General features: G+C 61.0%; 9 protein-coding genes. 7 read left to right on the plus strand and 2 right to left on the minus strand.

What is annotated here, in order from left to right; translation table 11 throughout:
- Positions 1–4: 4 nt before the first annotated feature.
- The 6 genes from tssM (at position 5) to IQ26_RS31310 (ending at position 11,768) form a co-directional block, all read left to right on the plus strand.
- Positions 5–3,568 (plus strand): type VI secretion system membrane subunit TssM, encoded by a 3,564-nt coding sequence (gene tssM / locus IQ26_RS31285; protein ID WP_145722250.1) that lies wholly within the window; start codon positions 5–7, stop codon positions 3,566–3,568.
- A 158-nt stretch (positions 3,569–3,726) separates the two neighbouring features.
- Complete coding sequence (locus IQ26_RS31290) at positions 3,727–4,500, plus strand: PP2C family protein-serine/threonine phosphatase (RefSeq protein ID WP_145722251.1); 774 nt, start codon at positions 3,727–3,729, stop codon at positions 4,498–4,500.
- A 5-nt stretch (positions 4,501–4,505) separates the two neighbouring features.
- Positions 4,506–7,082 (plus strand): serine/threonine-protein kinase, encoded by a 2,577-nt coding sequence (locus tag IQ26_RS31295; RefSeq protein WP_145722252.1) that lies wholly within the window; start codon positions 4,506–4,508, stop codon positions 7,080–7,082.
- A gap of 131 nt (positions 7,083–7,213) precedes the next feature.
- On the plus strand, positions 7,214–7,594 hold the full coding sequence (locus IQ26_RS31300) for a DUF1036 domain-containing protein (RefSeq protein WP_240547320.1): 381 nt from the start codon (positions 7,214–7,216) through the stop codon (positions 7,592–7,594).
- Positions 7,591–9,921: a M23 family metallopeptidase gene (locus IQ26_RS31305; RefSeq protein ID WP_145722253.1), complete on the plus strand. Its 2,331-nt coding sequence runs from the start codon at positions 7,591–7,593 to the stop codon at positions 9,919–9,921. The genes IQ26_RS31300 and IQ26_RS31305 overlap by 4 nt, the downstream gene beginning before the upstream one ends.
- Before the next feature lie 218 nt (positions 9,922–10,139).
- On the plus strand, positions 10,140–11,768 hold the full coding sequence (locus tag IQ26_RS31310) for a caspase family protein (protein WP_145722254.1): 1,629 nt from the start codon (positions 10,140–10,142) through the stop codon (positions 11,766–11,768).
- Positions 11,769–11,821: 53 nt separating this feature from the next.
- On the opposite strand, the gene IQ26_RS31315 is transcribed toward IQ26_RS31310, so the two are convergent.
- Positions 11,822–12,352, minus strand: a complete 531-nt coding sequence (locus IQ26_RS31315; protein ID WP_145722260.1) for an OmpA family protein — start codon at positions 12,350–12,352, stop codon at positions 11,822–11,824.
- 193 nt (positions 12,353–12,545) lie between these two features.
- Between IQ26_RS31315 and IQ26_RS31320 the strand changes: the two genes are divergently transcribed.
- Positions 12,546–13,124, plus strand: a complete 579-nt coding sequence (locus tag IQ26_RS31320; protein WP_145722255.1) for a DUF6931 family protein — start codon at positions 12,546–12,548, stop codon at positions 13,122–13,124.
- Here the strand turns inward: IQ26_RS31320 and IQ26_RS31325 are convergent.
- On the minus strand, positions 13,121–13,443 hold a 323-nt coding region (locus tag IQ26_RS31325; protein WP_208760256.1), incomplete at its 5' end, for a transposase. The genes IQ26_RS31320 and IQ26_RS31325 overlap by 4 nt on opposite strands.

A 13,443-nucleotide genomic window follows, 5' to 3' on the forward strand; every position in this document is an offset into this window, starting at 1 on the left:
GCCTATGACGCGTTGGCTGCTGCGGATATTCAGCGCCATCGCGCTGGCCGGCTTCGCGGCAGCCGTCTGGTTTGCCGGCCCATTGATCCGTTTTGCCGACAGCCGCCCGCTCGGCCCCGTCTGGCTGCGCGCGACGATCATCGGCGTGATCGTGGCGATCGTGGCGCTGTTTTACGGCCTGCGTTTCTGGCAAACACGAAAAGCGCAAAAGGCGCTCGAAACGGCGGTCGCCCACAGTGACGAGAATAGTGGCGACTCGCAGGTGCTCGAGGCGCGTATGAGTGAAGCCATCGCGGCGCTCAAACGATCGAGCGGCAGGCGCAACTTCCTTTATGAGATTCCCTGGTACATCGTCATCGGCCCCCCCGGCGCCGGCAAGACGACGGCGCTGGTCAATTCGGGCCTGAAATTTCCGCTTGCCGGTTCGGGCAGCGCGCAGCCGGTGGCCGGCGTTGGCGGCACACGCTCCTGTGACTGGTGGTTCACCGACGAAGCCGTGCTGATAGACACCGCCGGGCGTTACACGACACAGGATTCCCATGCCAAGAGCGACAGCAAGAGCTGGCTTGCCTTCTTGTCGCTGCTCAAGAAATACCGCACCAGGCAACCGATAAACGGCGTCATTCTGGCCATCAGCCTTGCCGATCTCATGAGCCTCGATGATCAGCAGCTTGACGCCCATGTCGTTGAAATACGCCGCCGTCTGCGCGAAATTCACGAAACACTGAAAATCCAGTTCCCGGTGTATCTGCTCTTCACCAAGGCCGACCTTGTCTGCGGTTTCATGGATTATTTTGGCGGTTTCGACGAGCAGCGCCGCCGCAAAGTGTGGGGCGCGACATTCCAGACCGCCGACCGCAGCAAGAACATGGCCGGCGAGGCACCGGCCGAATTCGACGCGCTGGCAAAACGCCTGGCGGAGGAGATGACTGATCGCCTGCAGGAAGAGGCCGATCCGCTCGCGCGCATCTCCGCCTTTGGCTTTCCAGCCCAGTTTGGCGCGCTGAAGGGTCGTATTGCCAGTTTCGTCGCCAGCATATTCGATCCGGCCCGCAGCCAAGTGAACGTCAGCCTGCGTGGGCTTTATTTTTCGTCAGGCACGCAGGAGGGCACGCCGATCGACCAGGTGCTGGGCGCGATCGGTCGCAGTTTCGGCAGCGCTTCCCACGCCCATCTTTCCGGCACGGGCAAAAGCTTCTTCTTGCATGATCTACTAACCGGCGTCATTTTCGCGGAATCGGGGTGGGTGTCATACGACAGATCCGCTGAAAGACGTGCAGCGATCGCCAGATATGGCGGCCTTGGCGCAATTACATTGATCACTGCCGCAGCTCTGGGCACCTTGGCCCTGAGCTTTACAGCCAACAGGTCGCTGATTGCTTCTACAACGCAAGCTGTAAGCCAGTATCGCGAGACGGCGGACCCGCTGCTCAAAAGCACGACGGTCGCCGATGTCGACCTCGAAAACGTCATTGGCCCGCTCGACCAGTTGCGCAACCTGCCGGCCGGGTTCGAGACCAGTGAGTTGCCGACACCGATCGAGGAGACATTCGGCCTCAGTCAGCGGGAAAGGCTTCTTTCGGCATCCAAAACGGCTTACCGGCAAGCGCTGGAGCGAACATTCCGCTCGCGCCTGCTGCTTCAGGCCGAACGGACGATCCAGGCCAAGATGGCCGATCCCGCCGCGCTCTACGAACCGCTGAAAATCTACCTGATGCTTGGCGGCAAGGCGCCGAAGGTCGATGACGAGTTGATCGTTTCCTGGATGAGGCAGGATTGGGAGCAGAACCGATATCCGGGCGAAAACAACCGCGCGGGACGGGCGCAACTCGAAAAGCATCTGCGGGCCATGCTGGCGTTGGACGACGCCTATGATCCGGTTTTCGAACTCAACCAGCCACATGTCGAATCCGCTCAACGCTCGCTTGGACGCATGAGCCTTGCCGATCGTGCCTCCGCCCTGGTCAAGTCGGCGGTCTACGCGGCAGCGCTGGACGATTTTTCCGTATCCGTGAAAGGCGGCCCGGAAGCGCAGCTGTTGTTCGAGCGTGTCGATGGGGGCGAACTGTCAGGCCTTCGCGTTCCCGGTATCTACACCTATAGCGGCTTCAACAACTTCTATCTTGGACAACTCTCGCGTATTGCGCAGATGCTTGTCGATGACCAGTGGGTTCTCGGCGGCGGCGGCGAGCAAGGTGGCATCGATCAGGAGTTGCTCAAGCTTGGTCCCGAACTTGTCGAGCGCTATGGGAGGGAATTCGCCTCGGCGTGGAACGGCGTTCTCGACAAGTTGAAGTTCAAGGCGATGCTGAAGGACAAGCCGCACTATATCGCTCTGTCCGCTGCCGCCTCCCCGACCTCGCCAATCGACCAGCTTTTTACGGCGATTGCCGACGAGACAGCCCTGACGCGAGAAGCTGGGTCCAGCAAAGGCCATGGCTCCGAGGCCGATTCCGGCACGCTTCAAAACCGGCCACAGAACGCTGCAGATGTCGCCAGGGGGTTGGCTCGCATCGGCATTCAAATGGCCACCGGCAAATCGCAAAGCCGGGCCGGCACAGGGTTCGCTGGCGCGCAAAATCAGAATCCCGGGGCGAACATCGAAGCGCAATTCAGACCATTCCAGGCCCTGGTGAACGGCCCCGCCGGACGCCGCCCAATGGATGCATTGACCCAGAATTTCCGCGACATCTACCAGAGCCTGCAACTGGCGGCCGACGTCCCTTCGCAGACGGAACGCGTCAACATGAATCTGCAGCTGCAGATATCCACCCTTCGCGCCAATGTCTCGCGTCTGCCCAAGCAACTCGCCCGAATGGTCACCGCGACCGCCGACGAGTTTGAGGGCAATGTCGCAGAAACCTCGCTGGCGAATTTGAACCAGATGCTCGACCAGACGGTCACGCGCGCCTGCCAGGAGGTGGTTGACGGCCGTTATCCCTTCGCCAGCGATGGCGCCGAGGATATTGCGATGGCGGATTTCGCGAAACTGTTCGCCCCAGGCGGACTGATGGACCGGTTCTTTGCACAAAATCTCGCATCGCTGATCGACATGACCGGCCAGGACTGGAGCTGGAAACAGGATGCCCGCTTCGGGCGCGACCTGTCGAAGTCGACCTTGAAAAGCTTCCAGATGGCTGCGGAAATCCGCAACGCCTTCTTTCCCTCGGGTGGTTCGGTGCCGTCGGTCAACGTCACCTTCACACCGTTTTCACTGCATGGCGATGCCGATGCGGCGGTACTCGACGTCGATGGTCAGATTGTCCAAAGCAACCAGGCGGGCAACGCGCCAAGTACGCTGACCTGGCCGAGCGGTATGGCTTCCGCGTCCGCGAGCCTGAGCCTCATGCCGGAAATGCCGGGGCGTGAGTCTGCGATCAAGTTCGACGGTCCGTGGGCGCTGAAACGTCTGCTGGACAAGGCCGCCATCAGCAGCACCGGCGGCGCCACGGAAGCCCGCTTCGTGATCGGCGGGCGCGATGTCGCCTACACGATCCAGGCCAGTTCGGATCCCAACCCCCTCTTTCTTCCTGCGCTTTCGGGGTTCAGCTGTCCAAAGGCGTTTTGAGATGATCTTTGAGCTTTCCAGCACGGCGAGGCCGTCCATCGGCAGCAGGCGCACGCACGTTGATTTCGATACTCTAATGTTCGAGCCTGTGGCAAACTGGCGCGAGCGAGCGCTGACAGTGCGCCGCAGAGGACGCTTGAGAAACGCTTGGTGGCAAATTGAATAGTGTCGCCCTTTCCTTTGAGAGCTTCGGCGTCAGCCACAGAGGCTGTGTCCGCGAGCTCAATGAAGACAGCTACCTGGTCGAGCCGGAAACTGGCCTGTGGGTGGTGGCCGACGGGATGGGTGGCCATGATGCTGGAGAAATCGCTTCGGCCAGCATCATTGATCATCTGGCAACGATCGGCATTGCAAGCTCTGCGCCGGATCTTCGCGCGCGCTTCGAGGACCGGCTCACCCGGGCCAATGCCGAAATCCGCAGGATATCGGAATCCCGCGGCGTAACCATCGGCTCCACTGTCGCCGCCCTTCTGGCGATGGATGGGCGGTTTGCCTGCCTGTGGGCGGGCGACAGCCGCGTCTATCTGATCCGCAACGCCGCGATCTCGCAGATTTCGAAGGACCACACCGAAGTTCAGGAGCTCCTCGACCGAGGCATGATCAGCGCAGCCGAAGCGCTTACCTGGCCGCGCCGCAATGTCATTACGCATGCGGTCGGTGTCAGCGACGACATCGTCATCGACTTCCAGCAAGGCGAAATCCTGCCGGGAGACATTTTCGTGTTAAGCACCGATGGGCTGACAGCGCATGTCACCGACGCCGAGATCGAGGCGGCGGCAGTGTCCGCCACACCTCAGGCGGCATGCGAAGACCTGCTGCAAACGGTGCTGGCGCGCGGGGGAACAGACAATGTCACGATTGTGCTCGTCAAGATCGGGGACGGGCGCAACGGGCAATCGCTCCGTCCGGATCTGTCGAGAGCGGAGGGTTGAGGCCGATGAGCGCCGACGACAAGACGCGAATATCGCCGAACTTCGCCAACACGGCCGTGGGCACGCAGCTTAGCGGCATCTACGAACTCGACGAGCGGATCGCTTTCGGCGGCATGGGCGAGGTCTACCGTGGCCACAACATCCAGACCGGCGACCACGTCGCGATCAAGATCGTCCTACCTGAGTTCGCCCGCGATCAGACGATCCTGTCCTTGTTCCGCAAGGAAGCGTCAATCCTCAATCACCTGTCGCACGACGCGGTCGTGCGATATCACGTCTTCACGATAGATCCCGGGATCGGCCGTCCCTACCTCGCCATGGAATTCGTCGATGGCCAATCGCTGTTTGATGTCATGCGACGTGGCCCGATGCCGACGCAAGACGTGCGCAAGCTCTGCCATCGCCTCGCTTCCGGCTTGAGCGCCGTGCATCAGGCGGGCGCAATTCACCGCGATCTCTCCCCGGACAACATCATCCTGCCAGGAGGCCGGGTCGAACGTGCGAAGATCATCGATTTCGGTATCGCGCGGTCGGCGACCGTCGGCGGAGAGACCCTGATCGGCGGCAAGTTCGCGGGGAAGTATAACTACGTTTCTCCCGAACAACTCGGGCTCTACAGCGGCGATGTCAGCGAGCAATCCGACATGTACAGCCTGGGGTTGGTGCTGGCCGCTGCTCTACGCGGGAAACCGATCGACATGGGCGGCTCCCAGTTCGAGATCGTGGAAAAACGCCGAACCGTTCCGGACCTGTCCGACATCGACGCCGATTTTCGCGGAATTGTTGAAGCCATGCTGCAGCCGGATCCACAAGACCGGCCGATCAGCATGGCGGACATCGCCAGGATGACACGTGACGACACGGATAGCGAGGGGACAGCGCCGCCAACGTCGACCATCCCCCGAGAGCGGACGGGTTTACCGCGGGCGGGGGGGACGCTGGCGCCTGGCCCCAGAAGCCAGCCTCCGGCGGCTCCCGGTGATCGGGTCTTCGTCCCGCATGTCCGCCCGGCGCACCTGTCTGAACCGAGGCCTTCGGCAGTTGCCGGTCCTCCTCGGGCGGTTTTGCCAAACGTCCCTGGAAAGTCCGCCAAGACCCGATCCATCGCGATCGCTGCCTTGGCGACATTAGCTGTCACGGCCGGTGCAGGCATTTATCTGAGCGGCGTGATGACGCCTTCCACGCCGACCGCCGGCGAGACAAAGCTCTCGGCATCAAAGCCGGCCCCGATGGACAGTGTTGTAAATTCGCCGGGCGATGAGCCGGCAAAGGCGGCCCCACCGCAGCAGCCACAACCAGAGACCACTGCGCCAGCTGAAGATCAGGCAGGTGCCGCGGCCGATCAAATGTCGGAGCCGACACAGCCCGCCGAAGTCGCCTCACCAACCGAAAAAATCCTGGAGCAGTCGGTAACCGAGACGCAGTCGCCAGCTGAAAATCAGGCAGATGCCAAGGCGAAGGCTAAAGCAGAGGCAAGAGCTGAAGCCGAAGCGAAAGCGGAGGCCAAGGCGGAGGCGCAGGCGAGGGCTGAAGCCGAGGCCAGGGCCAAGGCCGAGGCGGCGAAGGCCGAAGACGAGGAACGCCAGAAGGCGGATGCGGCGATGCGGACCGCTTCGGAAGAAAAGGCAAGGCTCGACGCCGAACGCAGGGCCGTCGCCGCGGCGCAGGCGCAGAAAGTGGAGCGCGCACCTCAGCAGTCGACCGCAAAAGCCTCGCCGCCACCAGCGGTCCTGCCCGACGTCATCGAGAGCCAGAAACCCGAGCAATTGGCCAGCCAGCCGGCAGCACCCAAGGCGGCCGTGCAGATGCCCGAACCCTCTGCAAGCCAGACGGATGACGCGAACGCACAGGGGCAACAGGGCGAACCGGCGGCGGGCAACCAGCCGGACGAAGCCGACGTCGCCTTGAACGTGCCTAAACCGGAAATACCGCCGAAAATTGCTGTCGACGACGCTGCACAACGGGTCTCCTGGGTGCGCGACTTCAACGGCGGCGGCTGTTTCTACGCGGCATTGACGCCGGCAACCGGCACGGCTGCCGCAATCGAGGGATTTGGAACGGAGGTCCCGCCGTTCGAACGAATGATGTACGATTTCCAGGCAAGATTCCAAGTCGAACCAGACATCAGCCTCCGCCTCATTGAACCAGCCCAATGCGAAGTTACCAAGTTTCTGCGCTTTATGGACCAGACAGCGGCCGACAAGCCGCAGCTTGTTCTCGATCAAACGACCGTGCCGAGCGGTTCGCCGATCGGCGGCACGCTGGTGACGCATGGCGGCCTGATCTCCAGCTTGCTGTTGATCGACCACAGGGGCATGGCATTCAACCTTGACGATCGTATCCTGGTGCAATCGGACAAGGCCACTTTCAACATTCCGATCGATCTCGGCGCAGCCGACAAGGCGGCCGGCAAGGTCTTGCCGCAGATCATAATGGTCATCACGGGTCCACGGGATATTCAGGCTGCGGCGTTCCCCGCGCCGACACCAGCCGCGCAGCTGTTGCCCAAGATTCTCGAAGAGATCGAGACCAACGGATCTGAGTTCTCCGCGACTGCAAAGTACTTCCGGCTTGGCGGGTAGCATGGACGCCGATGCACCTCTCGCGCTTTTCCTTCGTGACCACTGTCCCGCCCAAAAATCAGCGTGACGGGCTTCGCGCAGTGCCTGTCCTGAGAGTCCGTATCAAACTTGCGGTTATGTTGGGTGCGACATTGCTGGCTCTCCTGTCGTCCCACGAAGCGCGCGCCGAATTCACCGTCTGCAATCAGACGCTCGACGTCGTCAATCTCGCCGTCGGCCAAAAGGTCGACAATGCGGACCAGACCGATGGTTGGTGGACCATCGGCGCAAATCAATGCGTGAACGTCATCCGCGAGGAACTCACGAACCGCTACATCTACATCTATGCGACGGACGTTTTTGGTCATGCGACGCTGAGCGGTTCGACCGAAATGTGCATCGACCGGCGGCGCTTCTCGATACGGGGCATCGATGAATGCTGGCAGCGCGGACATATTGCGGCACGATTTCTGGAAGTCGATACGCTTGAACAGGTGCGATGGACCTTTTTCCTGACGGGAAGCAACCCGTGACGCACAGTATCGACACAAGCTTCAGGTTGAAAAAGCAGGCGCGCGCCGTCCTGCGCAGACGCAGGCTCTGGCACAGACTCCTTGGCGGTCTTGCCGTGATTGTTCTGTTGTCGATCGCCGCCGGCTTCTATCTCACCGCGGACTATTGGTCGTTTGGCGATGAAGACGAGGAGTTGCAGGCGGTCGAGGGAACCGACGACATGCCGGCCGATGCATCGGTCTATGTGCCAGCCATCATCGACCTCGCAGGGGACCCGATGTGGATCACCCTTTCGCCCGACGCCGGCGCCGCAATAAAAAGCCAAGCGGTCGCGCGCCCGGCAGAACTCGATCAGGCCGGAGTTTCGCCCCAGATCGAGGTTCTTTCCGACGTGATGCTTAGCGCCAGCGAAAAGTTCATGACAACGATACCGTCCACGCAAGAAGATTTCGCATTCTTCCAGGCGCAGCGACAGACGGCGGCGGCGCCATCCAGCGATCTGCAAAACGATCTTCAGCCACCAGCCGTTGCAAACGAGGCTCCAGTTGCTTCGGACCCGCAGGCGGCTGCCGATGATTCCGAAGCAGGTTGGGGCGAAACAATCGATGCAGGCGAGGCAGCCCTTCCCGCGTTCCGGAAGACCCAGATCGAAAACAACACGAGCGTTGCAATTGTCACCAGCGAATATCAAAGATTCGAGGCTACCGAGGACACGTTCGTAAAGATTCTCAACGATCGCAGCTTGGACAGCGTTGCCCTGGATGCGCATTTCTCCGCCGAGGATGCCAAGCTGGCAGGCGAAGCCCTGAAGGCGCTTTTCAGTCGGGAAAGCCTTGAGCCGGGTTATGTCGTCGCCATGCGTGGTTTCAGGCCGGCGCGCGAGACGACAACCATGTCCCTCATGCAGGTTTCGATCTACGCCAAGAACGTATTTGTCGGTACGCTGACGCGCAATGCCGCTGGTGCGTTTGTGTCTGGTGTCGACCCCTGGGTCCGTGAAGATCTGTTCAACTACTCGGGCGCTCAGGCGGAGGGCACGCACAAAAGGCAATACCGGCTACTCGACGCAATCTACTCGACAGCGGCCCGCAACAAAGTTCCAACCGGCGTGATTGGAGAAGCGATCATGTATCTGTCGCGAGGACAGGATCTGGATGCGTTCGCCAGCGAAGACCAGCGTCTGGTCCTGATCTATTCGCAAAGGCCGCGCGGCAAGGAGGAGACGGCCGGACGAGTGCTATATGTGGGCGTCCAGGGCGCCGAAAAAAGCCTCGACTGTTTCGTCTTCCAGCAGACCGACGGCCAGTTCGCATGCGTTGGCGGCGACGATCAGGTTCGATCGCTGACCGTCACCAACGGCATGGTCACTCCGGTCAACGGGGTCATGACGTCCACCTTCGGCCCGCGCAAGCACCCAATCCTCGGGACTGTCCGCATCCACAAGGGCGTGGATTGGGCGGCACCTGTGGGCACGCCGATAGCGGCCGCCTTCGACGGCGAAATCGTCTTTCAGGGCGATGGAGGCGGGTACGGCAATCTGGTGAAGATCTCGCACGAAAACGCGCGCGAGACGCGCTATGCGCACATGCAGAAATTTGCGGTCAAGGCCGGCGTCGGCGCGCAGGTGAAGGCAGGCGATATCATTGGTTACATCGGCACCACCGGCCTTTCGACTGGGCCGCACCTGCATTTCGAGCTCTATCGGAATGGGCAGGCGATCAATCCCCTGGGCACGGTTACGGCGATAGCAACGGACGCTTCCGCTGTCGGAACGCTGACCGACCGTATCGTTCAAGTCGAAAGTGGCGGCAGCGCCCGCGCCAAGAACCCAAATTCTTCGGCGACGGGCGCTGGTCAGTTCATAACGAAGACGTGGATCAGGATGATGAACACCTACCGCCCCGAACTTGCGCGGACACTGTCAACCGCCGACCTGCTCGCTCTACGTTACGACGCCACCATATCGCGCGAGATGGTCAGTAATCTGGCGCGCGAAGGCGAAGCCTATCTTCGGGCGCGCGGCCACCAGATCACAGCCGGCCGACTCTATCTCTGTCACTTCCTGGGAATGGAAGGCGCCCATCAGGTGCTGTCGTCGCCGGGTTCGGCGCAATTGAGCGCCGTGCTCGGTTCGGCCGTCATTCAAGCCAACCCGTTTCTCACCGGCAAGACCGCCAGCTACGTCGTGGGCTGGGCCGAAAGGAAAATGGGTCGGAAGCTGAGCCCGGCGGCGACCGAGGTGAGCCAGCAGACAACGACGACACAAGTCCGCCAGACATCGCCGGAGTTCGAAAAGTACAAGCAGGCAATCACCGCCCTCATAGGCTCGATGCACAATACGCTTTGAACCTGCTTCTCGCGGCGTGCGAGCTCTGCCGTTGGACCATTGGTGTTCCCGCTGCCAAGTGTTATTATAGGCAACTTTTTTCGGGCGCCTTGTGAACCATAATTGTGGTCGAGATCACATACGTCCAAGAGCCATTTTGGCGGAAGCGACCATGTCGCTGATGAAATTTAGCATGCGCAGATATCAATAGTGCGCCCCGAGGGGCGGAGGGCTGGTCCATGAAAGCGTTTGCCGTCTTTCTGAGCGGGTTTATCCTGTTTATCATCGCCTCGCTTGACGCCGAGGCTGCCGCGCCTGATGCCAAACGCGTGGCGCTGGTCATCGGCAACAGCAAATATGCCCATGCCGTTGCCTTGCCCAATCCCGCCAATGATGCGCACCTCATCGCATCCACGCTGCGCAATGCCGGCTTCCAGGTGATCGAGGGGATAGATCAAGACAATGCAGGCATGCATGGCCTCATCAGTCGGTTTACCGAGCAATCCTACGATGCCGACCTCGCCGTCATTTTTTATGCCGGCCACGGCATGCAGGTCGACGGCAAGAATTTCCTGATTCCGGTGGACGCCGAACTGACATCGCCCGTTTATCTCAAGACCCGCACCGTTCAGATCGACGACTTCATGGCGGCGTTACCGGCCGAGCCGGCGATCGGCGTCATTATCCTCGATGCCTGCCGCGACAATCCACTGGCCAGGACGCTGGCCGCCTCGATGCCGAAGAGCCGTTCCGCCTCGTTTGGCACCGGTCTGGCGCCGATCGAGGCAAAATCGGACGGCGTTGGAACCGGCGGAATCTTGATTGCGTATGCAACCGATCCCGGCGCCATCGCTTTCGACGGCAATGGCGTCAACAGTCCCTACTCCGCAGCGCTCGCCAGGCACCTGACTGAACCCGGCGTTGAAATCCAGAGCGCGCTGACGCGTGTGCGTGGCCAGGTGACCGAAACGACACAAGGTCGCCAGAGGCCCTGGCACAACGCATCACTGGGACGCGAGGTCTTCCTGGGACAGTCCGTAGCGGAAGCAGCGCCTGCCACAAAACCTGTCGTTGTTGGCGCATCCGGCGCGGCGACATCGGCCCCTGCCCCGGTGACCAACGAGCCTCCTTCCTGGGAGGTGGAGCAGCGCCTGTGGGATGAGGCTTCCAAGCGCAATTCCATTCCGTTCTACGATGCCTATCTCGAACAGTTTCCAAACGGCCGCTTCGCCACGGTGGCGCGGCTGAACATCGACCAGTTGAACGAACCGAACGCCGACAATCGGCAGGTCGCGGCAGTCGATGAAGACGAGGCGAACGCAAATTCCGGCTCAGCCGTTCGCACCTCGGTTGGCGTTTCGGACGAGGTGAAGCAGGCCCCCGGCACCGAGTTGACGGAAAGTGCGATCGGTCTCGATCGCGAAGGCCGTATCGATCTGCAGTTGCGCATCGAAGCCTTGGGCAACGAGCTTGGTCGCATCGATGGAAATATAGGTCCAAAGACCCGCCAGGCGATTGGCATCTGGCAAGCGAAGAACGGCCTGCCGCAGACCACCTTTTTGACGCGCGAGCAACTGGCGTTCCTGGTGATCCAGACCGATCCTATGATGGAATCGGTGCGTGCCAGATACGCTGCTGATCAGGCTCGTGCAGCACAGCCGAAAAAACAGGTGCAGCAGGCCCGCACAAAGAAGCCGGTGGTGGCGAAGAAGTCCCGCAAGCAGCAGCAGATTGTTCAGAAGAAGCGCAACCGCGAGGTGGTTCGACGGGATGCCCCGCCGCCGAACAACAACGACTTCCTGACCAAGGCGCTGATTTTCGGCACCGGTGTGGCCGTGGGTGGCGTGCTCAACAATAACAACAACTGACAAGCCGACGTTTCAAGCCTGTCGACGTGAGCCGTGCCCTGGTCGCAGCGGCCCTACTCAGTCCTTATCCGCATCTCCACCCGGCGGTTTACCGCATCGTATGGGTTGGGGCTGCGCGGGTTCGTTTCGCCCATGCCTGCCGCTTTGATGCGGGCAGGGTCGATGCCGTTAGAGGTCAGGAAGGTTGTTACCGATCGGGCTCTTCGTTCCGACAGTCCCTCGTTGTAGTGCGCCGAGCCGGATGCATCGGTGTAACCTTCAACGACGAAGTCGAGAGCGCTCAGTCGGCTGTCCTTCAGCGCCTTGGCGAATTCGTCGAGTTCAGCGCGCGCGGTCGCGTCGAGTTCCGCGGAATCCAGCCCGAAATTGATCAGCATATCGAGGCTGGTCTTGTCGGCCGGCGCGTCATTCTGCTTGCTCTTGCATTCGTCTTCGGTGCCGACGCAAATTCCACGCGACGCGCCGAACTCGTTCACCCCGGCAAAAAACTTCACGATGTCTTCTGACTTCTGAGTTGGGTCGGCGAAAGCGTGAGTTGGAAAAAGCGCGACCGTCAACACGAAGGCTAAACTGCCCAACTTCATAGCGGTACTCCTGTTTTGAGCATCCGATTTCGGCGGCTGCGGACTATACCAAATCCCGAAGCGATTGTCTGTCAATAAACGTCGAGCATATGAAGAGTATACGGCAGTTTCATCTTGCTATGGCCTGAGACTTGACCAGCGCCCCGTCCAGGGCTTCAGTGTCGATTGTTCCCTAAGTGAAAGCGTGGCGGCCATGGCCAATGAGCTTCGATTCAAAACGGCGCGGGATCTTTTCATGGCCTGCCCCGCTGTCTCCAGGCACATGGTGGCACTTCCGACCGAACAGCCCTCAATCGAATTTTGCCGCGCCCTCCTTGCCGGGCGGGTGCCCGAGGATGCGGTCACATTCTGTGCCTATCTGCTTCCCGAACGGGCCGCGGTGTGGTGGGCCCATGAGTGCCTGCACCACCTGACCGATCTGCTCGACAGCAGGGACCAGGAGTTGCTCGCGCTTGTTCGTGATTGGGTCAGCGAACCGGACAGTCCTCATCATAGCGCGGCAGTAAGCAACGCCGCTGCAATGCCGCCGGCAACGCCGGCCGCCTGGATTGCCCTGGCTGCGGGACTGCGCGCCAACGGTTCGGCCATGGATGCATCAGCGTTATCGGCCTCGCAGCCATTACCTGCCGCCCACGCTGTCAGTGCGGGGGTTCTGGCCGGACTGGCACGTGTTGCACTAGCGGACCGCTTTTCGGTGCTTTGCGCGTTTGTCGAAATGGGCATCCAGATGGCAGAGATCGAGGCGCTGAGCCAGTCAGCGGACGCGTACTAGTGGATTGATTCCAACGTTTGGAACCCTCGGTTTCGGGCGGCGATGATGTCGTCGGGATCGGCTCTCCAGACGAATGGCTTGGGGCTGTCGGCATTGTATTCGCGAACGAAGCGGTTGATGGCTGCCTGGAGATCGACGACGGAGTGGAAGACGCCGTGCTTGAGCCTGCGCCGGGTGAGTTTGGCGAAGAATCCCTCGACGGCGTTGAGCCAGGAGCAGGAGGTCGGCGTGAAGTGGAAGGTCCAGCGCGGATGGCGCGCGAGCCAGGCGCGGACCTTGTCCTTCTTGTGTGCGGCGTAGTTGTCGAGGATGACGTGGA

It is taken from the genome of Mesorhizobium tianshanense (assembly GCF_007830515.1).
Taxonomy (GTDB): Bacteria; Pseudomonadota; Alphaproteobacteria; order Rhizobiales; family Rhizobiaceae; genus Mesorhizobium; species Mesorhizobium tianshanense.